Genomic DNA, 25,753 nt, shown 5'->3' with positions numbered 1-25,753 from the left:
ATCCCGCAAAACCAGTCGGATTTTCCTTCCGGTTTACCAGCCGCGCCCGGCATCGCTGACCAACCTCCCCCTGCAATCCTCTTCTGCCTGTTCATCCAGCAGCGGAAGACCTCATGAGCGCACTCAAGCCCGATAACACCCAAGACCCACAACTCACCTCACTGCTTGGCAATCTTGGCGAACTGATCCGTCAGGCACGGCAGAAGGTGCTACGTGCGGTCGATACCGTCCAGGTGCAAACCTGCTGGCAGATCGGGCGGCATATTGTGGAGTTCGAGCAGGAGGGGGCCCGGCGAGCGGGTTATGGCAAGCAGTTGCTGTCGACGCTGGCGAAAAGGCTTACAGCAGAGTTCGGAAAGGGCTTTGACGAACGCAATCTGCGACACATGCGTGATTTTTATCAGACCTTTCCAATTTGGAACGCAGTGCGTTCCGAATTGAGCTGGACCCACTATCGCAGGCTGCTGCGCGTCGATAACGACCACGCTCGCCATTGGTACATGAACGAATCAGCCCTGCAGAACTGGTCAAGTCGCGCCCTCGAGCGCCAGATCAATACCCTCTATTACGAACGCTTGCTGGCGAGCCGCGACCGGGCTGCCGTCAAACAGGAAGCTGCCACCAACATCCAGCAAATGAACGCCAGCCCTCGGGATTTCATCCGGGACCCAGTGCTACTGGAGTTTCTCGGCCTGCCCAATGCGGGCTTGATCCAGGAAAGTGAACTTGAACAAGCATTGATCAATCAACTCCAGGGCTTCCTGCTCGAATTGGGCAAAGGCTTCGTCTTCATCGCTCGCCAGCAACGCATCAGTACCGAAAGCAAAGACTTCTACATCGATCTGGTGTTCTACAACTACCTGCTCAAGTGCTTCGTCATCTTCGACCTCAAGCGCGGCGTACTGACCCACCAGGATGTCGGCCAGATGGACATGTACGTGCGCATTTACGACGACCTCAAGCGCGGACCGGCGGATGGCCCCACCGTCGGCCTCATTCTCTGCGCGCAAAAAGATGAATCAGTGGTGCGCTATTCAGTACTGCAAGGCAACGAACAACTGTTCGCCAGTACATACAGATTGGTACTGCCGAGCGAGGAGGAACTTCGCACAGAACTGGATCGGGAGTGGGCGGTGCTTGAGGAGCGGTTACTCAAGCAAAAGCCCCGATAAGCACGGGTGGATTGTTCATAAACGGCGTGAAGACTATGGTGACTGGCTAACCGCAAAGGTTCAAAGCCGATGAATTTACAGGACATGCCCTCACTGGCCCCGACGCAACTTGAATTGCCGTTACCCACCGGCACACCTGGTGACTCTTTCAAGGAACCCGCCGCCGACGGTTTCATCCTTGGCGGCTTCACCTGGCGGCATGCGCATCAAGACTCGACCCGTCCTGTGGTGATCATTAACGCCGCCACCTCAGTCCGCTGTCGCCACTACTCGCGCTTCGCCGATTACCTGTTCGCCAACGGCTTCGACGTGATCACTTACGACTACCGTGGCATCGGCGAATCGCGACCCGCGTCGCTGAAAGGGCTTCGGGCTTCATGGTCAGATTGGGGCGCGCTGGACTTTGAGGCGATGCTCAAGCGCGCTCAGCGTGAATTTCCCGGGCAACCCATCGACGTCGTCGGTCACAGCTTTGGAGGCTGTGCAGCGGGCCTGGGAGCTTCCGGGCATATGATTCGACGTCTGGTGACCGTCGGTGCGCAATTCGCTTACTGGCGCGATTACGCGCCCGCCCATCGCTGGCGGATGTTCGGCAAGTGGCATCTGGTGATGCCGTTGATGACATTGCTTTGCGGCTACTTCCCCGGCAAACGTCTCGGCTGGCTAGAGGACACCCCCGCCGGCGTGGTTCGCGACTGGAGCATGCCCACCGCGCAATACGAGAAACGCCCCAGCGGTCGCGTCCTTCACGCAAAAACCGGGCGACTGCCCTTCTCATCCGTCACCGCACAAAACCTGGCCATCAGCCTCAGCGACGATCCTTACGGCACGATTCCGGCCATCGAACGGCTGCTGGGTTACTTCACCAACAGCACGAACGCCCACTTGCGAATCGCCCCCGAAGACATCGGCGAAAAAGAAGTCGGACATTTCGCCTTTTTTCGTAGCGCATACCAAGCCACACTATGGCCCATTGCACTGTCCTGGCTGCAGACCGGCGAACTGACCCCCAACACACCCGGGCGGCTAGTGCCACGCAACTGACTGATGCGCCCACTCAACGGAATACGGAACGACGCCCATGGCATCCGCCAACAAGCAGAACAAACGCGCCACACGCGCCAAAGCCAAGGCCAAGCAGAACCGCACCCAACGGGCCGCCGCGCCGGTCGAGCTGGACCCGAACGATGATCGTATCGACTTCGAATCGGTGGATTTGACCGAGCTGTTCAAAGAGATGATCGACGCGGAAAAGATCAGCCAACAAGCTATGTGCGCGGCCTTTCTTGAACACCCGCTGCTCGCGTTGGTGCTGGAGCAGGAAGGCGAAGAAACAGCGACAGACTTCATCATCGCTGCGCTGATCGAATACCGCCAATGGTCCACCGAAGCGGACGAAGCCAGTGCCCTGGCCTGGATCGAATCCCCGGCCTTCCAGATTGATTACGTGGCAGCTTCCGAAGCTATCGCGGCCCAAAACCAACAGAAACCGAACTGAGTTCCCATGGCCTCCCTGAACAAGCAACAGAAACGCGCCAAACGCGCCAAGATCAAAGCCAAGCAAATCAATATTCACGGCAGAAAACCCGCCGCACTGGACGATGATCTGGGGGAAATCGGCGAGCCGATCCCGGAATACACCCTGGCGATGTTCAGCAAAATGCGCGACGCAGAAGCCACCAGCCGTAACGATATGCTGCTGTCCCTGCTGTCGAACCTCGCCGACATCATCAGCGACCATCCAGAACTGCTGGACATGGAAAACGCCGACAACGAAGCCATGGCCGCCACTCACCTGGCCGCCGACATGCTGATCGACTACCGCATGTGGGCCGACGGCATGGACCGCGACACCGCCCAGGCCTGGCTGACAGATCCGCAGTTCATCACCGACTTTGGCACGGCGCTCGACAGCTATCGCGAGTCGCTGGATGCGCTGGAAGAAAAGGCTGAGTAAACAATCGCTTCAGAAACAAAAACGGCCGCTTGTCATCACTGACAGCGGCCGTTTTGCGTTATGCGGTACGAATCAGCTCAGCACCACCGCACCCATCTTCTGCAGCTTGCGACGGCGAGCCACAAACAAACCGGCAGCCACCACCAGCAAACTCAGCAGACCGGTCGCGAGGATCTCCACGCGATGCGCTTCCTGGAACAACATGATCGTCAGGGCCGCAACGATGAAGATGATCACCGCGTAGGTCAGGGCCGGGAACAGCCACATGCTAAAAGCGATTTTCTCGCCACGTGCCATACGCTGCTTGCGCATACGCAGTTGCGAAATCGCGATCACCAAGTACACCAGCAGCGCGATAGCGCCGGAGCTGGCCAGCAGGAACTCGAACACGGCGGCCGGGGCCACGTAGTTGGCGAAAACCGCGATGAACGCAGCACCGGTGGACAACATGACGGCCCAGTACGGCGTGCCGCTCTTGTTGGTGCGCTGGGAAACGGCCGGTGCATCACCGCGCTTGCCCAGGGAGAACATCATGCGTGATGCAGTGTAGAGCGCCGAGTTCAGGCAGCTGGTTACAGCAACCAACACCACGATGTCGACGATCAGCTTGGCATTCGGGATGCCCATGCGTTCCAGTACAGTCTGGTAGGAACCGACGCTGGCCAGAATCGGGTCGTTCCATGGCACCAGGGCCACAACAATGAAGATCGACACGAGGTAGAACAAGCCAATCCGCCAGATCACCGAGTTGGTGGCCTTGGAGATTTGCTGGCCAGGGTTCTTCGATTCCGCGGCCGCAATGGTCACGATCTCAGTGCCCATGAAGGAAAACATGGTGGTCAGGATCGCGCCCAGCACTGCGCCCATGCCGTTTGGCAGGAAGCCCTGGGTGTCGAACAGATGCGAAACGCCGCTGACCTGGCTGTTCGGCAGGAAGCCGAAGATCGCCAGAATGCCGAGGCCAATGAAACCGATGATCGCCACGACTTTGACCAGGGCGAACCAGAATTCGAATTCACCGTAGTTCTTCACACTGAACAAGTTGGTGACTGTCAGCAGCAAAGTGATGATCAACGTGAAGGCCCAGATCGCCACATTCGGGAACCAGGCGTGCAGGATGGTCGCGGCGGCGTTGGCTTCCAGCGGAATCACCAACACCCAGAACCACCAGTAGAGCCAGCCGATGGTGAAACCGGCCCAGTGACCGATCGCGCGATCGGCATACGTCGAGAAGGAGCCTGTGTCCGGCGAAGCCACAGCCATTTCGCCGAGCATGCGCATCACCAGCACCACCAGCATACCGGCGGCGGCGTAGGCCAACAGCACGGCCGGGCCTGCGGCTGCGATGGCGTGACCCGAGCCTACGAACAAGCCGGCGCCGATTACCCCGGCAATCGACAGCATGGTCACATGACGCGGTTTGAGCCCCTGTTCGAGGCCATTGGAGCTTGGGGTACTGCTCATTGAAACTACCTTTGTAAGGAAAAGCGAATGCGTGCATCCCGCCTGGAATTCTTTCTCGTAAAAAGAAACCAACGGGGCGTTCTGGATTCTGTACGCAATAATTGCGCCAAAATGTTTCAAAGCCGTCTACCACGGCGATCTCATCCAGACCGGACAGTCATCGCAACCCATTGAAATTAATGGCACTTTGCCAGTGCGTTACCCTGCGACTCACTTTGAGAACGAATTCGCGCACCGGAAACACACCCGGAAAATGCCCGACGCACAATAAAAGTTCAGATCAGGAACGTTTGGCCGGTTAGCGCTTCCAACCCCCGCCAAAGCTGGCAACATCGCGCCCTTTTTTGGAACAGCCCCAGCCTTTTTATCGACAGGCAGGGTTCAAACGGCTGTTCGGTTGATAGCAGCGCGACAGTCTGCTGTACCGATGCGACAACCTGCCACAGGCAACCCGTTTACCGCCCGTAGCGCTGTTGGCTGCCATTCAGACGCTATGCTAGCTTGGCCGCCTCGCCAGGAAGGCCGCCAACAGCAGGAGCGAAATACTTATGAGGAACGCACATGGCTGAGGCCACGCCCGCGCTTGAAATCCGCAACTTGCACAAACGCTACGGACAGCTTGAGGTGCTCAAAGGCATCTCGCTGACCGCCCGCGACGGCGACGTGATCTCGATCCTGGGTTCTTCCGGTTCCGGCAAGTCCACCTTCCTTCGTTGCATCAACCTGTTGGAAAACCCGCATCAGGGCCAGATCCTGGTGGCCGGCGAAGAACTCAAGCTCAAAGCCGCCAAGAACGGCGAACTGGTCGCAGCCGACGGCAAGCAGATCAACCGTCTGCGCAGCGAGATCGGTTTTGTATTTCAAAACTTTAATCTCTGGCCGCACATGAGCGTGCTCGACAACATCATCGAAGCGCCGCGCCGCGTACTCGGTCAGAGCAAAGCCGAAGCCATCGAAGTCGCCGAAGCCTTGCTGGCCAAGGTCGGCATTGCTGACAAGCGCCACGCCTACCCGGCGCAACTCTCCGGTGGCCAGCAACAACGCGCGGCCATCGCCCGCACGCTGGCGATGCAGCCCAAGGTGATCCTGTTCGACGAGCCCACCTCCGCCCTTGACCCGGAAATGGTCCAGGAAGTACTTAATGTCATCCGCGCATTGGCCGAAGAAGGCCGCACCATGCTGCTGGTCACCCACGAAATGGGCTTCGCCCGTCAGGTGTCCAGCGAGGTGGTGTTCCTCCACCAGGGCCTGGTAGAAGAGCAAGGATCGCCACAGCAGGTGTTCGAAAACCCGCTTTCGGCGCGCTGCAAACAATTCATGTCCAGCAACCGCTAACGGAGCTACCCACATGCAGAACTACAAAAAAATCTTCCTGGCGGCTGCCGTCACCCTGGCCTTCAGCGCCGGTGCCGCCGCCGAGACCTTGAAGATGGGCATCGAAGCGGCCTACCCGCCGTTCAACAACAAAGATGCCAGTGGCAATGTCGTCGGCTTCGACAAAGAAATCGGCGACGCCCTGTGCGCCAAGATGAAAGTCGAATGCACCGTGGTTACGTCCGACTGGGACGGCATCATTCCGGCCCTGAACGCCAAGAAATTCGATTTCCTGATCTCCTCGATGTCGATCACCGACGAACGCAAGCAAGCGGTGGACTTCACCGACCCGTACTACTCCAACAAGCTGCAATTCATCGCGCCGAAAAACGTCGATTTCAAAACCGACAAGGACTCCCTGCAGGGCAAAGTGATCGGTGCACAACGTGCGACCCTCGCTGGCACCTGGCTGGAAGACAACATGGAAGGCGTTGAAGTCAAACTCTACGACACCCAGGAAAACGCCTACCTCGACCTGACCTCCGGTCGTCTGGACGGCATCCTGGCGGACAAGTACGTCAACTACGAGTGGCTGAAAAGCGACGCCGGCCGTTCTTATGAGTTCAAAGGCGACCCGGTGGAAGAAAGCGACAAGATCGGTATCGCTGTACGTAAAGGCGATGAGATTCGTACGAAGCTGAACACCGCACTGAAAGAAATCGTCGCTGATGGCACCTACAAAAAGATCAACGACAAGTACTTCCCGTTCAGCATCTATTGATTCTGACCTGCCTGGCTGGCGCCGTTACTTGACGGCGCCAGTCCCTGGCATTGCCTGCCGCGATTTGAAAAGAAATCCATGACTATCGATCTCTACGGATTCGGCCCGGCGCTCGCCGCTGGCGCGCTGATGACTGTGAAACTGGCACTCTCGGCCTTGTGCCTGGGGCTGGTGCTCGGTTTGCTCGGCGCCTTGGCCAAGACTTCCCCGTACAAGCCGCTGCAATGGCTTGGCGGCACTTATTCGACACTGGTTCGCGGCATCCCTGAATTGCTTTGGGTGCTGTTGATCTACTTCGGCACGGTCAACTTGATGCGTGCCCTGGGCGAGTTCTTCGGCAACCCCGACCTCGAACTCAATGCTTTCGCCGCCGGCGTAATTGCATTGGGACTGTGCTTCGGCGCCTACGCCACGGAAGTGTTTCGTGGTGCAATTTTGGCCATTCCCAAAGGTCACCGCGAAGCGGGTGTGGCGTTGGGTCTGTCGAAATTTCGTATCTTCACCAAACTGATCATGCCGCAGATGTGGCGCATCGCCCTGCCCGGCCTGGGTAACTTGTTCATGATCCTGATGAAAGACACCGCACTGGTATCGGTCATCGGCCTGGAAGAAATCATGCGTCACGCGCAAATCGGCGTGACCGTGTCCAAGCAGCCGTTCACCTTTTATATGGTGGCCGCATTCATGTACCTGGGCCTGACGATTCTCGCCATGACCGGCATGCACTTCATGGAAAAACGCGCCGCTCGCGGCTTCGCGAGGAGCACCCAATGAACTGGGACGTCATCATCAAGTGGCTGCCGAAACTGGCTCAGGGCGCGACGCTGACCCTGGAACTGGTGGCCATCGCCGTGATCGCCGGTTTGCTGCTGGCAATTCCACTGGGCATCGCACGCTCGTCGCGACTCTGGTACGTGCGGGCATTTCCCTACGGCTACATCTTCTTTTTCCGTGGCACGCCGTTGCTGGTTCAACTGTTCCTGGTCTACTACGGCCTGGCGCAGTTCGACGCGATCCGTAACAGCTCGATGTGGCCGTACCTGCGCAATCCGTTCTGGTGCGCTACCGCAACCATGACCTTACACACCGCGGCCTACATCGCCGAAATCCTGCGCGGCTCGATTCAGGCGATTCCAAAGGGCGAGATTGAAGCTGCCCGGGCGCTGGGCATGTCCCGAGCCAAAGCGATGTTCTACATTATCCTGCCCCGCGCAGCGCGCATCGGGCTGCCGGCCTACAGCAACGAAGTCATCCTGATGCTCAAGGCCAGCGCCCTGGCCAGCACCGTGACCCTGCTGGAACTGACCGGCATGGCCCGCACCATCATTGCCCGGACCTACCTGCCGGTGGAGATCTTCTTCGCGGCGGGCATGTTCTATTTGCTGATGGCTTATGTGCTGGTTCGCGGCTTCAAGCTGCTGGAGCGCTGGCTGCGCGTCGATGCCTGCCAGGGGCGTTGATTCCTGCGTGCTGACGGGTGAGGCCTTACTCGCCCGTTTCACGGCGCTGGATGCTTTTTTGATCGAGCATCAGGCGCTGTGGAAGCCTCGGCCGTTTACTCATCTGCAACTTCCCTGGGAAGCGTCCTACCCCGAGTTGGCGACCTGGCTACGAGGGCGATCGCTGGAGGACGCGGAACACGCTCATAACAACCCAGCTCTTTTGGACGCACCGGAGCCGTTTGCCTCATTGGCGGCGATGTCCCTTGAGTTGATCGCTGTGGAGGAGTTGCCAGCGCATACGCTTGAAACGGCGGGTCATCGACTGAATGTCGATGTGCCAGGGCGCAAGTGGCAGCAAATCGAAGCCTTCGCCAGTCGCTTGCAGTTTGCTGACGCGCCGAGCCATTGGCTGGACTGGTGCTCGGGCAAAGGCCACTTGGGTCGACGGTTGCTGACAGCCGGGCAACAGCTGACCTGCCTGGAATACGACCCGGCGCTGGTCGCCAGCGGTCAGGCACTCAGTCAGCGTCATCAACTGCATGCGCTTCATGTCGAGCAAGACGTGCTCGCGCCCGGTGCCGCCTCTTTATTGAATGCTGACCACACGCCGGTAGCGCTGCACGCCTGCGGTGAACTGCATGTGCGGCTGATGCAGCTCGCCAGCGCCACCGGTTGCAAGCAACTGGCCATTGCCCCTTGCTGCTACAGCCGGATCAGTGTGAGCGAGTACCAGACGCTTTCCTCGTCGGCCAAGCGCTCCGACCTACAGCTGTCCCTCGATGATCTTTCGCTACCGATGAGCGAAACCGTCACCGCTGGTGCTCGCGTCCGACGTCAACGTGACACCTCCATGGCCCGACGCCTGGCCTTCGACCTGCTGCAGCGGCAGCTGCGCGGCATTGACGAATACCTGCCCACCCCTTCCCTCCCCAGTGCCTGGCTGGATAAATCCTTCGCTGATTACTGCCATCATTTGGCCGCGCTTAAAGAATTATCCACAATCGGCCCGCAGGATTGGTCAGCACTTGAAGCCGTCGGTTGGCAGCGATTGGCCGAAGTGCGCAATCTCGAGCTCCTGCGCGGACTTTTCCGACGCCCGTTGGAGCTGTGGCTGGTACTCGATCGGGCACTTTTCCTATCCGAGCAGGGTTATGCCGTTCGCCTCGGCACCTTCTGCGAAACCCCACTTACACCGCGTAATTTCCTGATCCTGGCTGAGCGCCCTTAAAGCGCCTCAGCCTGTGGATAACTCTGGGGATGAAATTATCGTGGATCCAATATATACGGCTTTTTCGGGGCTGAAACACAACTGTTCAATTTTCGTACACCTGTAAAAAAATCGGAAAAACAGGCATTTGCGATCAAATGAGAACGGCTCCACAAATTTGCCTCTAAGCAGGTGCGGTACAGATCCCGTTGTGCATAAGCGTTCAGCCAAAACAACATAAACGACCTGCGAAACCTGAACTATCTTTGCCAAACGCCAGAATTGCCTGGCGTTCAAACAGCAAGGAGCTGGGAAAAACATGAGCACATTGAACAGTGCACAGGAAGCCGTCGATACCGTCGCCAACCAAGCCATTGATGCTGCGCTGCAGCAAACCTTCGCGGTGGGTGGCGCCATCATCAACAACGCAACGGGCGAAGTCATCGCCGCGCTGCACAACAATGTGCTGATGCCTTACCCCGGCAGCGGCACCACTTACTTTCTACCTCATGACCCGACCGCACACGGCGAGCGGCAATTGGTGGACTGGTACTACGAAAACGTCGCGCCATTGAACCTGCCACCGCCCAATCAGTTGACTGTCGTCACCACGCTGGACCCGTGCGCCATGTGCGCTGGTTCACTGCTGACTGCAGGATTTAACGTCGCCGTCAGTGCGATCGATGACTACGCAGGCATCAACTACAACAGCCAGTTCACCTTTCCGTCGCTGCCGCCGCAGATCCGCCAACAGGCGCAGGACACCTGGGGTTATTACGCGATTGCGGCGCCTGTCAGCCGGGCTTATCAAGGTTCGACCAGCCCGGTATTCGGCGGTCAGACCATCGACTCGGCGGCTTACTTCCTCACCAGTTCGATCTTCTCCGCCAGCGTCAACACCGTACGCGAGGCCAGCAACAACAGCGGTCTGCCACCGGATCAACTGCAAAACCCGGCAAACCTTCCGGCCAACAGCAAAGTCCGCCAGGCACTGACTGCGCTCAGCCCGTTTGCGCTGACCGTGCAATCGGCCAACCCACGCGACCCCGGCGCAGAACTCGCCCCGCCACTGTTACAAACCGCACAGCACAGCCCGGTGTTCAACTCGGTGGCCCTCATCGATCCGTTCGGCAACCTGCTGGTGTGTCTGGGAGGCGTCGAGAACCAGTCGCCAATTCGTACAGCGTTCATGGAAACCACCCGCAACTACGCGGTCATGCGCTGGACCCTGATGAACGACCCCGACCCGACGGTTCGCGCCCAGGCCGAGCAATACCTGACGCATCCAAAGTACGGCACCTTCGTCTTCCTCTACGCCCCCGACCCCACCACCCCGCAGGCCGTGATGACCTTCGGCGCGTACGGTTCGACCATGGAAGGCCCCGTGCCGCAGAGCTATCCGTCCAACCTCCAATACGTGCTGCTGCCGGGCAACACCACCGCACAAGCGCTGTCGACACTGGCCCAAAACCTGCCGCCGTTCTACACGCAAAGCGTGCAAGTGGCTCCCGCGCAGGTGTTGAGTCAGGACCTGATCAACGCGGTAAAAAACGGCGTGTAATGCTTTAAAGCAATCGCACAGACCAGCCCCGCAGAAGCGTCCGCGGGGCCGGTCTGACGCCTACGCAAAAATAGTCTGAATTCAGGGGTTTACAGAACCAACCCAATCGCTATAATCGTCGCCCTAACACGCCGGTATAGCTCAGTTGGTAGAGCAACTGACTTGTAATCAGTAGGTCCCGGGTTCGACTCCTGGTGCCGGCACCATACAAGGTTCCAGAGAAGGCTTTCAAAATCTCTGAAACCCCCGAAAAACCCGCCTTCTGGCGGGTTTTTTCGTTTTGGCGTTCCATCGGTTTCCGTCAGAAACTGGTGGATTCCAACCGTTTTAGGGGGAATGTTAGGGGTAAGGTAATTCGATAAAGGGGGAGTACCCTTATGTCGCGCACCACTGCTCCACTCTCCGATTCGGCTTGCCGCTCAGCCAAGCCCACCGACCGCGCCTACAAGCTTTTCGACGGCGACGGCCTCTACCTTCTAGTCCAACCCAATGGCCGTAAAGGCTGGCGTCTCAGGTATGTAAAACCTGATGGCCGAGAAGGACTGACCTCGTTCGGCAGCTACCCCGTGGTCGGCCTCGCCGAGGCTCGCAACAAGCGCCTGGAGGTCAAGCGGATGCTGGCGAAAGGCATCGACCCCATAGAGACCAAACACCAAGCCAAGACGCAGGCCGCAATCAAAGGCCGAACCTTTGAAAGCGCCGCACTGGACTGGCACAAAGCGATGTCTGCCAAATGGGCTCCGGGCCATGCCAAGACCGTTCTGAGCCGCCTCAAAACCCATGTCTTCCCGCTGATCGGCGCTCGCTCTATTGTCGATCTGGACACCCATGACCTGATGCAACCTCTGGAAGCGATCCAGAAACGCGGCACGATTGACGTCGTTTTAAGGGTACAAAACTACCTGCAAAGCATAATGCGCGAGGCGAAGCGTTCACGGCTTATCACCGTAAACCCTGCCTACGACCTCGAAGGCTTGATCAAAGCCCCGAGAGTCATTCATCGCCCCGCTCTACCCTTATCGCGTCTGCCTGAATTGCAGGAACGTATCGATACCTACAAAGGCCGCGCACTTACCCGGTTGACGGTCATGCTCTCGCTGCATGTGTTCGTACGCTCCAGCGAACTGCGCTTCGCCCGCTGGAACGAGTTCGACCTCAAGCGCGGCACCTGGGAGATACCGGACACTCGACCCGCGTTGGACGGCGTACCCTTTTCAACAAGGGGTACGAAGATGGCCGGGGACATCCACCTTGTACCCTTATCGCCGCAAGCCGTGGTCCTGCTTGAACAGATCCACGCCCTCACCGGCAAATTCGACCTGGTGTTTGCAGGCGATGCCAACCCGTCGAAACCGATGTCTGAAAACACGGTGAACAGCGCGCTTCGAAATATGGGTTACGACACCAAAACCGAAATCTGTGGCCATGGCTTCCGCTCGATGGCATGTAGCGCACTGATTGAGTCAGGATTGTGGTCCGAGACCGCCATTGAAAGGCAGATGAGCCACAAAGAACACAACAACGTCCGCGCCGCTTACATCCACAAGGCCGAATTCATTGAGGAGCGCAGATTGATCATGAACTGGTGGAGCCGGTATCTGGAGGCCAACCGGCAGGAACATGTCACTCCGCACGAATTCGCGAACCAGACCGGAGCGAACGTCACGCGGCTCAAGGCGAAAAGCAGCTTGAGGGAGTAGGCCTTTACCTACTCCTCATCCTGTCCACCAATGTGCGCTTTGTACGCTTGCCTTTCATGAGTCGGCTTGGACGGAAATGCCAACTGAATCTGCCTGCTTTTCACCATTCCATTCAGGTACTGCTGACGGAGGGCATCTGGACTGCGCTTTAACAAATTAGCCAAAACGTTGAGCGTCAGATAGTGCTCCTTGCAAAGGGTGATAATCACCTGTTGCATACGATCCTTTTGCATGCGCTCTCGATTGCGCGGCTCCTCAGCCAGTATTTCGAGTTTTTCTCGAAACCCTGCGTCAAGCCTGTCCAAAGCATCGATCAGCGGCGCGTCAATATGATCGCTCAACAAGCAGCCATCACCGTTTCGCTGCATATCCGGCTCGACCTTATGTTCGGAGCTACCTGCTTTATGTTCGGAGCTAGCCCCGTTATGTTCGGAGCTGCCGGCGTAATGTTCGGAGCTCTGCAGCGGACCTGCGAACACTTGCTCCGGCGTAGGCAGTTGCTCACCCGGCAGGTGATAAATCATGCCTCGTGAGCGCCCGTCACGTAGCTGCAAAAGGTCGAAGAAAAGACATACGTGCGGGGAGTGTACTCAGTCTTCCATAGTCGCACGCAACTCAACGAGCGGAGACTGATCATCAACTGGTGGAGCCGATTCCCAGTCACGAATCAGCAGGAGGATGTCACTGCTCACGACTTTGCACGAACGTCGCACGGCCAAAAGCCAATCGCGGCGCAGCAAAGTAAGCGTACGGTCTCGAAATCTCGATGATCCGCTTGTCCACGCGGGTCCATCCAAGCGGGGCTGCAAAGCCGCCCTGCTTGGATGGACCTCACTTAAAAAATCTAAAGCCCACGCAACTGTCTGTGGAAAACCACTGATTTCCACCGGTGGATAATTTCATCCAAAGCCGCAGAAATCCCGAAAATTCGAGCCTTGACCCGAATTATCCACAGGCGTAGAAAAGATCGGGCAAAGCGCTGTCGTTGACAGCAACCCAGGTAGCCAGAACCTTTAAGGCTACGCCACACCGTGGTGGTTCTCCCAAAGTGCGATTAGCGTCCGGCGGCTCGCACGGTCACAGCGATGTGATGGATGCCTGCTTTTACCAGTGTGCCCACTGCGGCAACTCATCCCCTTTCATAGCTGCCCTGCAGCAACCTATCCGTTTGGCCATTTCATTGCGCCAACCTGCGCCCGTCTCTTTCTCCGGGAAAGAGACGGGCGCTCCTACCGCTGCTGCAGCCCAACTCGTACAAGGCTTTGCGGCATTCCCCCTCGTGACAATCGGCGTGACAAACACCGAAGTCACCAGAAACAGCGATGCAGATGATGGTGCCGCAGCCCAAGGAATGGACTGCACCTGACTGACAGTCAGGCATGCCCCTGTCATCGCATCACTGCCTTCACCCGACTCAGGATCTCGCGGCGCCGGTCTCGTCAGCCAGTGCAGCCTCCACCCGCCCACTTCCTCGGAAGTGTTCAGGAGGCCAGATCATGAGATGCCCAAGCTCCCGGTCGTAAGGAGCCGCAAGTCCCGCGTTAATGGACAACCCTCACAGGTCGCAGGGGCCTTGATCCCTGATAACACTCAACATCCATGGCGGGATGACGTGGGGAAGGTTTCAAAGATTTTGGCTTCGAGAGGAGTTTGATCATGGCGTTGGTCGGTAAACGGGATGGGCGCAATTTTGGGTATGGACGGCAACTGAGTTATGCCGGGCCACAGGCATTGCGAGATCTATTTGGCGGCGGGCATTACGGGACCGTCAAAGCGCACAGCGATCGTTGGCAGGCATTTGTGCGCTGGTGTCGCTCAGACACTGGACCAGGACTCAACGATGCGCGCCAGATTGATCGCCAAACCTTGTCGGATTACGCGGCGCATCTGCGTCAATTGGTCGAGCGCGGCGACCTTGCCATCGCCACCGCACAAAACCGATTGTCCGGCGTCAACCGGACTATGGCAGCGCTTCGCGGGGATCAGTACGTGAAAGTGCCGAGTCCGAGCAAGATTTTGGAAATGCAGCGCACCACCATCCGCATGACAGCCCCACAAGGCCAGGATCGCGAACATTTGATACGCATCGTCGATGCGCTCCGCGAAGAGCATCCCCGTGCCGCCGCCATCGCGCTCTTGGCACGAGTCACCGGAATGCGTTTGCGGGAGGCGATTTTGGCCGACCTTCCGCGCCTCAAGCGTGAGGCCGAATATCACGGGAAGATCAACATTCAGGACGGCACCAAAGGTGGCCGTTCAGGCACATCGGCACATCGATGGGTCTCAGTGGATGATCATATTAGCGAAGCACTCAGGTATGCCGAACAGGTTTCACCCGCTGGCTGTCGCAATCTGCTCGCACCGAATGAACGCTACCTCGATTTCCAAAAGAGAGTCGCTCGCCCAGCCCGAGACATTCTTCATACACACAACCTCAAAGGCTTCCACGAATTACGAGCAGCCTATGCGTGCGAACGCTACGAGCAAATCACCCATCATCCCGCGCCCGTCAATGGCGGCAAGTGCTATCAGCTCGATCGAAACCTTGATCGAGAGGCCCGAGCACAAATCAGCTATGAGCTAGGACACGGTCGTATCGACGTGGTATCGGCGTACATTGGCGGGCGAGCATGAGCAAGCCATTCGATATGGAGGTTTTTCTGGTAGGAGTGCTGACCGGGTCGCCTGCCACACGCGAGCGTCACCTACGCCAAGCAAAGGCAATTCACGCTGCGATTTCTAAACGCTGGCACCGAGATAATCCATGGACCTGGCAGCGAAAGCATCTGGTCTGGTTTCTTGATGCGCACCTGAATCCGCGCGCTGAGTCGACACGCTACTACTATCTGTTGACCATACATTTGCTCACTATTCGCTTAGGAAGGGCATGGCAATTCAATTGATAGTCGAGGATCAGCAACCAATCAGAAGCGGGCGATAGGAATTGGCCTCTTCCCCAGTATTTCGCAACATCGTCCGTGAACGCTAAATCGACACGGCATCGACCCAAGGTTCTCAGTCCGGCATAGGCTTGATCTATGAGCGATACCTGGCCTCACATAACGTGTAGATACCCAAGGCAATCGCCAGCCATAACTTGCTTGTACAGGCCGGACTGACCTTGTCCGGGGGCAGTGTCAGCTACTCGCCCAAAGCTTGCCTGTCTCACCTGATCGAACGTGGTGCATTGCGCGGGTTGGTCACGATTCCAGGACTGCCACGAATTCGGCTCACTGCACTCTATCGTACCGATCACCAGTTTGGACTGAATCAGAATATGGCGCAGTTGGCGCTGCAATACTGTGATTGTTCCCGATTTCTGCTTTCAGTAGAGCCCAACCGTGCTCGGCGCCTTCGATCATCCCGGGCATCGCCATTTTCGTTGTATGGCATCAGTGCAACGATTCGCACACCGTGTCAGCCTTTGACCGGTTCAGATATTCATCGTAGATATTCTGGAATTTGCCGACAACTCTATCGTTCATTATATTTTACTACCGTTTGAAATGGTCGCCTCCCCCTACGCACATGAAAGTATTAGCTTTTTTAAGACCTGAGCTTTACCTTAGCTCAAAATAAAAAGCGAACACGAACATAATATCAAACACTCACAGCATGGTTTCTAGATTGACAGTTACAACAGTGCGACTATATGATTTGAATCAAGGACACGTTATTTTCACGGAATGAATCCAATGCTCCACCATCTCTCTCTGTGTATTCAGCTCCCTCCTGATTTTCCCATCGCATTGCGGCCCCCACTAACAGTTAATAGCTGGGACGCCCGTACCTATTTTCTCCGCACGGCAGCATCTTAATAGATGCCAAAAATCTATTCGTATTGATCTTCGCGCTGAGATTTAACTCAGTGAAGGTCGCAACCTGCGAATGTAAACCTTAAAAGCCAATTAGCTTGAGTCTTGCGCCGGATATATGACGCAGGGAAAATATCGCCTATAAAATGAAAGGATTTCTATGAAGTTACTGGATAACGCTATCCGTTTTTCCTACCCGCTGCCTAATGGGCAAACCGTCACGCTTAACCTTGCGACGGAGGAGCTGCTAGGTGTTCGCATGAAAAAAAATGTGAAGCGCCTAATTGGTTGCTATGAGCAGGACATGCTCTTCTTGAACAAGGAAATCGAAGGGGACATTCAGCAGCATCTCGACGAACGATATGGCCGCGACAAAAGCAAGAAGGCTTTAGACGAGTTGAGAACACTTGAGGCTGTTGTATTTGCACCGGTCAGTGCACAGTTGGATAAAGTCGACTTCTCGGTCTCGGCAGATCAATTGAAGGCGTTTTTCGGCGCCCAATTGGATGAGGAGTTCGCTCGACTCAAAAATGGCGACTTTGATCCTACGCTTTCTTACATTCTCAACGATTCAAACGGCCAAGCGTTGATGAGAAGTTTGTTGACGCAGTTCTCGATTGAATTCCTCATCGAGGGCGCGCCAATGGGCCTTTACGCTACGGGCGCATTCGGCACCTTACAGTCCCATCTGCTGCGGGTTTACCAGGACGAGATGGGCAACGGCGTTCCCGAGGACAAACACAGCCATTTGTATGAAAAGACGATGTTGGATCTTGGACTGAGCGATACGCCGGATGCGTATCAGGACCACTTCCTTACCAGCAACATGCTGGTCTCGGCTTTTACTTATCAGATCTGCCACGACAAAAGTAAGTTCTTGCGTTACCTCGGCGCATTTTTCCGCAATGAAGCTTGCTTCATTGTGTGGCAAAAACAACTGGGAGAGTCTGTTCGCGAAATTTATAGCGGAAAAGTCGACTGTCATTATTTTGATGTGCACACCTCAGTCGATCAGGCACATGGTCGCTGGGTGCTTGACAACCTGGTGGCTCATGCATTGGAGCGTTTCGGTGATGACGCCGCGCCCCATATATTGCGCGGTTTTGTAGAGCTGATGATTTACCAGGATATTTTTGGCTTGGAACTTGATCATCAAATATTGACCGGCACGGTGGCAGAATCAACAGAGTCACCAAACTCAAATCGTCCATTTTCAAATCACATATCCCCCGGCCAGACCGAGCACCTTTTCTCTGCTCAGGAACTTCTCATCAATCTTCAGGGAAGTGGCAAACTCTTTCTCACGGATCCTTTGACTGCTACCACTTCGTCAGAGCGCGAACTGATTCGTCTCCCTCCATTTACCGCAGCCTATGTCATCGCCGGAAACGACGGCGTAAATTATAACTAAAAGTCTATAGCGTCGCGATTGTTCTTCAATCAATCGCGCAGCAACCGATACCTGATGACATTAATGCTTGGTTATCAAGCGTAAGGAACTTTCATGTCTAAAGAAAAGGCTCTGCCTGATCATGGCAATACATGGCTTCACTTTTTTCCTTCCGATCAACTTGGTAATACGGATGCTTTCCCTTCAACTTTAATTGAAGCGCAAGGGATCTATGTAACGGATGCGCACGGCCGTCGATATATGGATGCCATCAGCGGAGCGTATTGTGTGAATGTCGGTTATGGCCGCGACTCGATTGTCGATGCGGCCAGCCAGGCGGCCAAGACGCTTGCGTTTTGCTCTCCGTTCAGTTTTTCAAACCCGTACTCCACCAGGCTGGCTCAGACGCTGGCTGATCTGGCGTCCCCCGTCGTCGGAGCCAATGCACGGGTGTTCTTCACCAATAGCGGTTCGGAAGCGGTAGAGACCGCGTTGAAAATTGCTCGGGCTTTTGCCGTCAAGAATGGCGAAAGCCAACGCAAATGGCTGGTTTCTCGCGATCATGCTTACCACGGTGTCACCCTGGGTGCGCTGTCAGTTTGCGGGTTTGCGGCTTTGAAAGAGGAGTTCGGTCCACTTCTACCCATGACCGCGACCATTCCTTCGATGCGAGATAGCGGCGATCCCTTTTATGATTTGCTGAACGCCACCCCAGGCCGTGGCAAGGATGTGGCGGGCCTACTGGTTGAAACGGTCGAAACTAGTAACGGCATGGTGACGCCCACCACACAGTATCTTGATGGATTGAAACGATTGCGCGAGGAGACTGGCGCTTTACTGATCGTGGATGAAGTCATTACCGGATTCGGACGTCTCGGCAGTTGGTTCAGCGCTGAACACTATGGTCTGGAAGCAGACATCATTGTCTGCGCGAAAGGGCTCACAAGTGGATACGACTCCCTTGGGGCAACGATTGTCAGCGAACGCGTCGCTTCGGTCTTTGCCCAGGGCGACGAGAGCATGTTTGCCCATGGAGCCACGTTCGGTGGTCGTCCAGCCGCGGCCGCGGCGGCATCGGAAAACATCGGGATTCTCGAACGCGAGCAGTTGCTTGGGAACGCCTCATCCATGGGTGTCTATTTAAAAGACAAACTGCACAGTTTGCTTAAAGACCATCCAAAGGTTTCCGGTCTCACCGGTATAGGTCTGCTCCAGGCCATCCATTTGAAATCAGCAGACTCCTCAGCTCCCGCCACTGCGGAAGAAGTCGTGGTGATTCGGGAGCGCTTATTAAACCTTGGGGTCATCACCTCCTTGTATTACACCCGTAACGATCCAACGATCGAAATTGCCCCTCCACTGTGTATCAACCGGGAGCAGATCGATCATCTCTGCCTAGTTATCCTCGAAGCATTGAACTGACTGTCGTTGAGCCTCAATCGTAAAGGACTATAAGAGATGACATTCGATGAAATCGAACACACAGATCCGGTGCGCAATACACAAGTGCAAGGTGAGGAATATGAAAGATCGACAGTGAATGAGGCGTCGGTCAGTCTCGAACGGGCAGAGGCAGTGGGTACGAAGGACGCTGACTTTGAAGCCAGCCTGCTGACAGCCTGGCTTATAACGGCTTGCTGGTACGCCAACTGGGCGGAAGAGGTGAACAGTGTCGTCGTCTCTCGCGCAGGACATTTTAATTGCCTGAATGTGGATCCGCATGCGCCAGCTAGTGCACTTCGCGCTGCCTGCAAAAAAGCCCTGAACGACATGTTCGGCGCGCAGACCGCCCCGTGGCAGGTACGGGCCTGGTCAGACATCGAACAATGCCAGGGCTTATTCGGTACGGCCCGGCTGCAGATGTGTGTCAGAGAAGCCTCGGTCGAATTATTGTTCGACAGTCAGATTCTCGACAAAAACCTGGCTCATGAGATCTTCGACACGCTGCACGCTATCGCAACTGCCTTGCAGAGTGATGAATGCGTGACTCCGCAACAACTTGTGGAGCTTGCAAGACCTGTGCAGTCGAACTCTGAATTGCTGGGCAAACTGCACGGCGTCGTGGATCAGGATGTGCTGGAAGCGTTCGAGAGCCATGCATGCCGGAATCCTAAAAAAGTAGCCATTTGTGATGCTGGCACGACTATAAGTTACGGGCAGTTATCGATGTATGCCCGGAAGCTCGCAGCAGAGCTTGCACGTGACGGGGTAACCGCCGGCAGCCGTGTTGCGCTGAGCATGCCGCGCTCCAGCGGTTTTGTTGTTGCCGCGCTGGCGTTGCTTTCGCTGGATGCCATCTACATTCCAATAGACCTCGAACTTCCTGCTGAGCGAAGCAAAATGATGCTTGAGGATGCGCGGGTAGGGTGGATCATTGGTAGCGATGCCATAGTAACAAGGGTTCGCTCGATAGCCGAAACCCAATCCGAAAGCGACTCGGGTTGCGGGTATGTGCTGTTCACCTCGGGAACTACGGGTCGGCCCAAGGGGGTTCTGGTTTCTCGCTCATCACTCTCGTACTACGCCAGCGTTGCCAGACATTCGTTCAATCTCACTGGCCATGACAGGGTTCTGCAATTTGCTACCGTATCGTTTGACGCCTCTGTCGAGGAAATTTACCCCTGCCTGATGGCCGGTGGAACTGTGATCATCCGCGATTCGTCTGTCGATTTACGACCTGCCAGATTTCTGGAGTTCGTGCATGAACAACAGATCACCTTCCTTGACTTGCCGACCGGGTACTGGCGAGAGCTGAGCCTGGCCTGCACATCGGAAAACCTCCGCTTTCCACCTAGCGTTAACCTGATTGTCATTGGTGGAGAAGCGCTCTACAAATCAGATATCCACGCCTGGTTCCGTCTCCCCGCACCTCGCCCGACCCTGATCAATTCTTACGGTCCGACCGAGACAACCGTTGTCACAGCCTTCCAACGCGTGCGGCCACCCAGTGCAACCGACGACTCAAAGAACGATATCTCCATCGGCCGCCCAATTGCCGGAAGCAGAATTGTCTTGCTCGATCGCTTTGACAACCCGGCGCCACTCGGAGGAATGGGGCAGATATGCATATCCAGCCCAGGTGTGGCCGTGGGGTATCTGAACAGCCCTGAAATGACTGATGAGAAGTTCTTCGTCCGGGTGGAAAGCGATCGAAGTCAGCGCCGCTACTACAAGAGTGGAGACCTAGGACGCATCGGCACCGACGGGGCACTCGAATATCACGGGCGCATGGACAATGTGGTGAAGCGTCAAGGCTTCAGAATCAGTCTTGGTGAAATCGAGTCGATCGTCCGGACTCTGCCCGAAGTGTCAGATTGCTGCGTGGTCATGACCGAAGCGGGTAGCAATGGCAAGCTACTGTGCGCGGTGCAATTGATGCCCGATGTCGAGGTGACTCAAGCGGATGTTCTCCACCAACTGAGCCTGGATCTTCCGTCCTATATGGTTCCGAATAGCTTCGTCCTGCTCGACGAAATACCACGTACCCTCGCTGGAAAGATCGATTACAACGCGGTGCGGGCTCTTGCGACCGTCACTGCCGAGATCGAGGATAGCGGCAAGACCGGCCGGCAGCAGGAAAGCGAACTCATGGTGGGAATACGCTCGATATTGGGCGGTCGTGAACTGAATTGGGATGCCAGTCTTGCGGAGAATGGTGCCGACTCATTGGAAATCGTGCGGTTAGCCGTATTTCTGGAGCGGCACAGCGGTCGAGAATGGCCACTGTCGACGCTGTACCACTACTCGAGCGTGCGGGCCATACTGACCGACGCAGGTAACTCGATGGTCGCACAATACCCTGCTCGACACTTCCGCGACTGGCGCTACACAGAGCTTGATCGACTCAAAGGTTTGCTCCGTTTCGGCGTGACACGATCCGGTCGTATTGAAGACGGCATTCTTGTGACAGGAGCTACGGGGCTGCTCGGACGCCACATGGTCAAAGACCTACTGAAAAAGACGCAACGTCCAATTTACTGTCTGGTTCGCAACTCACCCCCGGGAGCGCCCGAATCCCTGCGTCGAAAACTGATGCAAACGCTCAATGTGAGGAATGAGGAACTGCACAGACTGCACATCCTCGTTGGCGATCTGACCCTCAATAACTTCGGGCTGGACGAGGAGTGCCTGCATACCCTGCAACACAGCATCGGCGATATCGTACATTGCGCCGCCGATACCAACATGTTGTTGCCTTACTCGAAATTGGCGACGACCAATGTCCTCGGGAGCCTGAACCTCATCAATCTGGCGCTCTCAAGTGACGCTGGCTTCCACTTCGTTTCTTCTATGGCTTTGTTTGATACCAAACCAACACTCCCGACAATCTCCCCAAACACCAAAATAACGGAAGTGGATAGCGTGACGTCCGGTTATCTGCAAAGCAAATGGATGATCGAAATGTTGCTGGAGCAACTCGGCGCGTCGGGCCTCAAGGCAACAATTTATCGCTGCGGTCGACTTTGGGGCGGCACCACAAACATCGCTGAAGCCAGCAACGACTACGTCTTTCAGTTCTTGAGTGTCTGCCTGCGAATAGGTCAATTTCCGATCATGCCAATGCAGTTGGAAGTCTGTCCGGCGGATCGCATCGCTGGCCAGATCGCCTCATCCGTAGTAAATCCGGCTAGGCAACCCATGACTGCCGCAAACATCTATCATCTGTGCTCCAGCAAAAGCCACACCATGGACGAAATCTACACGGCCATGCGTCGGCAGGTAAGAGATCTGGCGCTGGTGAATTCGGCAACATGGCTTGCAACGTTGAATGCTCGCATTTTGGCCAATCCGCAGGATGTCCCGGCGATGAGAGTGTTCGCAGTCGTGAAGTCGCTGTCGCTTTCAGATTGTATCGATGACCTGGCGATCAATGAAACGACCGCCTCGCATGAATGCTGGGAGCATGGCGAACCTCCCGGCCTCACACCGGAGCAGATGGTCTACACCGTGATTGCAGGATCAACCCCTCCATATTCACAGGCTCAAGCGGTCGCGCGTTGATGACGCTGAACCGAGAGATTCACTTAACAAGGAGTTACCAAATTGACGCGCTACATCAATTTTCTACTGCTCGCCCTGATGGGCAGCACCTGGGGGCTCCATTTCGTACTGGTAAAGAAAATCACCAGTGCCGGGGTTCATGCAGATTTGATCCTGTTTCCGACGCTGATCGGGGTGGCTATTGTGTTCCTGGCGATGATGGCCGTCAGTCGCAGCTCGTGGCGTATCAACCCGTCGTGGTGGGGCTTCCTGATCATTTGCAGCGTACTCGGCTACGCCTTTCCGATCTGGCTTGAGCTGGTGGTGGCGCCTTATATCGACTCAACGCTGATTACACTGATCGTCACCAGCACACCAGTTTTTTGCATCATGCTGGGATTTCTGCTGCGTCTGGCAACGGTTACGGTCTGGCATCTGTTGTGTGCAGCACTGGGTATTGGTGCCGCAATGATGCTCCTGCTGCCCAGCGCGGCGCTTCCGCAGGGATCGTCACGTTTTTGGTTGGCGGCGGCCATTGGGGTTCCGGTGAGCTATGCGCTTTACAACCTGTACGTCGCCGCTGCCTGGCCGAAAGGCCTAGGGGTATTCACCATGGCAGCATATGAGTCTGTGCTTGCTGCATTGCTGGCACTGCCGTTATTTGCTACTTCAACGTCGGAGACGGGCTATCAGGAGCTTGTGCAACATGGACCTGAGGTGACGCTGCTGGTGATCGTCACAGCAATTGAAGTTTGGTCGTTCTTCGAGCTGGTGCGCCGGGCAGGTGGGATTTATGTTTCGTTCGCCAGCTTCGCAGCGCTGGCGGCGGGGATTGCATGGTCAGCATTGTTACTAGATGAGCAGATCACTCCATGGATGAATGTGAGCATCGGCGCGATTGTGCTTTCACTGTTGTTGTGTCTGATCGGGGATCGAAGCCAAGCCCGAAGGACGTCTCTGAGCGAAGTTTGAAGCCAGGGCAGACATGATCGAAGCAGCCCTGTCGACGTTTGCCGATGCAACCGCCGACAGGGTTGGAAGAGGATTAGCGCGAACATTTTCACCTACCTCTCCGAGTCCCTGTTTTTCCACCTAGAACGTCAATTCCATCACAGCTTCCTCCAGCGCGAGAATGTCCTTACCGGGTATCGAGACGGGTCGAATAAAATGCGGGGGGTGATTAGGATAATTTTAGGGATAGAAAAATTTATAATTAAGCATAAGTAATAAATAAAACAGTTGGTTAATGTCTGATTCGACTCCTGGTGCCGCACCATACAAAACAAAGCCCTCGTAGAAATACGAGGGCTTTGTCGTTTCTGGGTTTCGGAATGCCCTTACGTCAAATCGTGTAAATGACGCGCATAGAACAATAGCGATTGTCCCGCTGGCGTCCGACACCGCGGGCATTTCACACCAACAGAAACGACCCAATGGTGGCGTCGTTCGCGCGTTCCAAGCGCTAAGCACTTAGCTGCTTAATCCAGTCAAGGCTCGCAATGGTAGAACCGGAAGGACGGTATTCACACCCGATCCATCCTGGGTAGCCACGCTGCTCCAGCGCCGCGAACAAGGCAGCAAAGTCGATGCTCCCCGTTCCCGGTTCGTGACGACCCGGGCAGTCGGCAATTTGCACATGGACGGTTCTGTCATAAAACCGAGCCAGAACATCTGCTGCGTCTCCGGCCAGAAGCTGGGCATGGTAGAGATCGAGAATCAGCCCAACACTCGGGAAGGTCTCCAGCACCTGTTGCGCCTTGCTGAAGTCAGACATGTAATAACCCGGCATCGCCTGCGAACTGATCACTTCGATAAGCGGCCGCAAACCCTGATCTTCGAAGTACTTGACTGCATACTCCAGGTTGCCCCCGAAGATAAGCGCTGCCTCATCCTGCGTTGTAACGCCAGACATGATGTGGACATCCGAACACGCCAGCGCCTTTGCATAGCGGGCGGCCTGGACCAAGCCAGCACGAAACTCTTCTTCCTTGCCCTGCAAGGCAGCGATGCCTTTGGTAACGCCAGCCGGTGCGGCGAACTGAATCATCGGCAGACGGTATTGAGCCAGGTGATCGGCCAGTTCGCTGGCGTCGAATTCATAGGGCGACGGGAACTCCACCGCCTGAAAACCAGCTGCGGCGGCGGCTTCGATGCGTTGCAGAAAAGGCAACTCATTGAATTGGAAACCGAGATGAGCATTGAATTTAAGCATTGGGTAAACCTCCATCCTGGGAAGAAACGAAATCATCAACCTGGAGCATCCTTCGCAGCTCCAGCACTGCACTATCGGGAGTGGTCAATACAGGTAGACCAGATCGAGCCTGTGCTTGCCCTGCGGCGCTCGTCATCGAAAACTGTGCGAAACAGATCAGATCGCAGACCCCGACCTGACCGGCCATTTCCGCGATGGCGGTATCGTGGCCTTCTCTGTTCCCTTCACTCAGTGCCTGCATTGCACCAGGGACAAAATAGGGCACCACCTCCAGCGCTCGACCACTGCGCTCAGCCACTTGCTTGAACTCGGCCATTATCGAGGTGATGGTAGGCTCGAACGTCGCCAGCACGGCAACACGCGATGCTTGCGCTAGAGCCAGATTGATCATGGCTTCGTTCGGCTTGAGTACTGGAATGGAAATGTCAGGCTTGCACAGGTCGATGGCATCGCCGAAAGCCGAGCAGGTAAAAAGAATGGCATCCGCTGCGCTTTGTACTGCGTAATAGGAAAGCGTCAGAAAGCGCGCCTTCATACTCGTGGTTAATCCGCCCTCCTCCACTCGGTCTCGGGACAACGAGTCCTCGAGCAGATTGATGATCTGTGCCTGCGGCCATAGCCGGGCGAAAGCCGCCGTGATGGGATCGATCGCCAGTGCGGTCGCGTGGATCAGAAAAATGCGTGGAGCCTTCATACTCATGTGCCTCGACAAGGTTGGTCGACAAGTCCACCTGCGCTCTTTGTGCAGATACCCACAT

Annotated in this window: 21 protein-coding genes and 1 tRNA gene; 18 read left to right on the top strand and 4 right to left on the bottom strand. The window is 56.0% G+C overall.

The genetic code is table 11. The features are described from left to right. Positions 1-113 precede the first annotated feature (113 nt). The 4 genes from ACMXYH_RS02550 to ACMXYH_RS02535 all read left to right on the top strand — a co-directional run bounded on the left by ACMXYH_RS02550 (position 114) and on the right by ACMXYH_RS02535 (position 3,129). Positions 114-1,172 (top strand): PDDEXK nuclease domain-containing protein, encoded by a 1,059-nt coding sequence (locus tag ACMXYH_RS02550; RefSeq protein WP_415766207.1) that lies wholly within the window; start codon positions 114-116, stop codon positions 1,170-1,172. A gap of 69 nt (positions 1,173-1,241) precedes the next feature. Next, positions 1,242-2,216, top strand: a complete 975-nt coding sequence (locus ACMXYH_RS02545) for an alpha/beta hydrolase family protein (RefSeq protein ID WP_415766206.1) — start codon at positions 1,242-1,244, stop codon at positions 2,214-2,216. A gap of 37 nt (positions 2,217-2,253) precedes the next feature. Then, the gene (locus tag ACMXYH_RS02540; protein ID WP_403139131.1) at positions 2,254-2,670 is read left to right on the top strand and encodes a hypothetical protein; all 417 of its coding nucleotides are present in this window, start codon (positions 2,254-2,256) and stop codon (positions 2,668-2,670) included. 6 nt (positions 2,671-2,676) lie between these two features. Continuing rightward, entirely contained in the window at positions 2,677-3,129 is a 453-nt protein-coding gene (locus ACMXYH_RS02535) for a hypothetical protein (protein WP_129439292.1), read from the top strand. A gap of 72 nt (positions 3,130-3,201) precedes the next feature. On the opposite strand, the gene gabP is transcribed toward ACMXYH_RS02535, so the two are convergent. Next, the gene (gabP, locus tag ACMXYH_RS02530; protein WP_129439294.1) at positions 3,202-4,593 is read right to left on the bottom strand and encodes a GABA permease; all 1,392 of its coding nucleotides are present in this window, start codon (positions 4,591-4,593) and stop codon (positions 3,202-3,204) included. A 561-nt stretch (positions 4,594-5,154) separates the two neighbouring features. On the opposite strand from gabP, the gene ACMXYH_RS02525 reads away from it, so the two are divergent. The 8 genes from ACMXYH_RS02525 to ACMXYH_RS02490 all read left to right on the top strand — a co-directional run bounded on the left by ACMXYH_RS02525 (position 5,155) and on the right by ACMXYH_RS02490 (position 12,598). Further along, positions 5,155-5,928, top strand: a complete 774-nt coding sequence (locus ACMXYH_RS02525; RefSeq protein ID WP_007897462.1) for an ABC transporter ATP-binding protein — start codon at positions 5,155-5,157, stop codon at positions 5,926-5,928. A 13-nt stretch (positions 5,929-5,941) separates the two neighbouring features. Beyond that, on the top strand, positions 5,942-6,688 hold the full coding sequence (locus ACMXYH_RS02520; protein WP_046052200.1) for an ABC transporter substrate-binding protein: 747 nt from the start codon (positions 5,942-5,944) through the stop codon (positions 6,686-6,688). A gap of 78 nt (positions 6,689-6,766) precedes the next feature. Next, positions 6,767-7,462, top strand: a complete 696-nt coding sequence (locus tag ACMXYH_RS02515) for an ABC transporter permease (protein ID WP_129439296.1) — start codon at positions 6,767-6,769, stop codon at positions 7,460-7,462. After that, entirely contained in the window at positions 7,459-8,148 is a 690-nt protein-coding gene (locus ACMXYH_RS02510; protein WP_129439298.1) for an ABC transporter permease, read from the top strand. Before ACMXYH_RS02515 ends, ACMXYH_RS02510 begins: the two co-directional genes overlap by 4 nt. Beyond that, a complete protein-coding gene (locus ACMXYH_RS02505; RefSeq protein WP_415766204.1) occupies positions 8,129-9,358 on the top strand; it encodes a methyltransferase in 1,230 nt (409 codons plus the stop codon). The genes ACMXYH_RS02510 and ACMXYH_RS02505 overlap by 20 nt, the downstream gene beginning before the upstream one ends. Positions 9,359-9,656: 298 nt before the next feature. Continuing rightward, entirely contained in the window at positions 9,657-10,898 is a 1,242-nt protein-coding gene (locus ACMXYH_RS02500; protein ID WP_415766203.1) for a nucleoside deaminase, read from the top strand. 130 nt (positions 10,899-11,028) lie between these two features. Next, positions 11,029-11,104, top strand: a tRNA-Thr gene (locus ACMXYH_RS02495). Between the two features lie 171 nt (positions 11,105-11,275). Next, complete coding sequence (locus ACMXYH_RS02490) at positions 11,276-12,598, top strand: tyrosine-type recombinase/integrase (RefSeq protein WP_415766202.1); 1,323 nt, start codon at positions 11,276-11,278, stop codon at positions 12,596-12,598. Positions 12,599-12,606: 8 nt separating this feature from the next. Here the strand turns inward: ACMXYH_RS02490 and ACMXYH_RS02485 are convergent, their stop codons facing one another. Then, a complete protein-coding gene (locus ACMXYH_RS02485; RefSeq protein ID WP_415766201.1) occupies positions 12,607-13,122 on the bottom strand; it encodes a hypothetical protein in 516 nt (171 codons plus the stop codon). Positions 13,123-14,254: 1,132 nt separating this feature from the next. Here ACMXYH_RS02485 and ACMXYH_RS02480 point away from each other — a divergent pair. The 6 genes from ACMXYH_RS02480 (at position 14,255) to ACMXYH_RS02455 (ending at position 23,755) form a co-directional block, all read left to right on the top strand. Beyond that, positions 14,255-15,232: an integrase domain-containing protein gene (locus ACMXYH_RS02480; RefSeq protein ID WP_415766200.1), complete on the top strand. Its 978-nt coding sequence runs from the start codon at positions 14,255-14,257 to the stop codon at positions 15,230-15,232. Beyond that, on the top strand, positions 15,229-15,501 hold the full coding sequence (locus tag ACMXYH_RS02475; RefSeq protein ID WP_415766199.1) for a hypothetical protein: 273 nt from the start codon (positions 15,229-15,231) through the stop codon (positions 15,499-15,501). Before ACMXYH_RS02480 ends, ACMXYH_RS02475 begins: the two co-directional genes overlap by 4 nt. 1,072 nt (positions 15,502-16,573) lie before the next feature. Further along, entirely contained in the window at positions 16,574-17,824 is a 1,251-nt protein-coding gene (locus ACMXYH_RS02470) for an iron-containing redox enzyme family protein (RefSeq protein ID WP_415766198.1), read from the top strand. Positions 17,825-17,917: 93 nt separating this feature from the next. Further along, the gene (locus ACMXYH_RS02465; protein ID WP_415766197.1) at positions 17,918-19,225 is read left to right on the top strand and encodes an aspartate aminotransferase family protein; all 1,308 of its coding nucleotides are present in this window, start codon (positions 17,918-17,920) and stop codon (positions 19,223-19,225) included. A gap of 36 nt (positions 19,226-19,261) precedes the next feature. Further along, positions 19,262-22,804, top strand: a complete 3,543-nt coding sequence (locus ACMXYH_RS02460) for an amino acid adenylation domain-containing protein (protein WP_415766196.1) — start codon at positions 19,262-19,264, stop codon at positions 22,802-22,804. 42 nt (positions 22,805-22,846) lie between these two features. Next, on the top strand, positions 22,847-23,755 hold the full coding sequence (locus tag ACMXYH_RS02455) for a DMT family transporter (protein WP_415766195.1): 909 nt from the start codon (positions 22,847-22,849) through the stop codon (positions 23,753-23,755). Positions 23,756-24,245: 490 nt separating this feature from the next. Here ACMXYH_RS02455 and ACMXYH_RS02450 read toward each other — a convergent pair whose 3' ends face one another. After that, positions 24,246-24,995 (bottom strand): hydroxypyruvate isomerase family protein, encoded by a 750-nt coding sequence (locus ACMXYH_RS02450; protein ID WP_415766194.1) that lies wholly within the window; start codon positions 24,993-24,995, stop codon positions 24,246-24,248. After that, complete coding sequence (locus ACMXYH_RS02445) at positions 24,988-25,689, bottom strand: aspartate/glutamate racemase family protein (protein WP_415766193.1); 702 nt, start codon at positions 25,687-25,689, stop codon at positions 24,988-24,990. Before ACMXYH_RS02445 ends, ACMXYH_RS02450 begins: the two co-directional genes overlap by 8 nt. Positions 25,690-25,753 lie beyond the last annotated feature (64 nt).

Source organism: Pseudomonas frigoris, from assembly GCF_047758635.1.
GTDB classification, from domain to species: domain Bacteria; phylum Pseudomonadota; class Gammaproteobacteria; order Pseudomonadales; family Pseudomonadaceae; genus Aquipseudomonas; species Aquipseudomonas frigoris.
The sequence above is the reverse complement of the archived record's forward strand: the minus strand, read 5'-3'. Positions and strand labels throughout refer to the sequence as shown.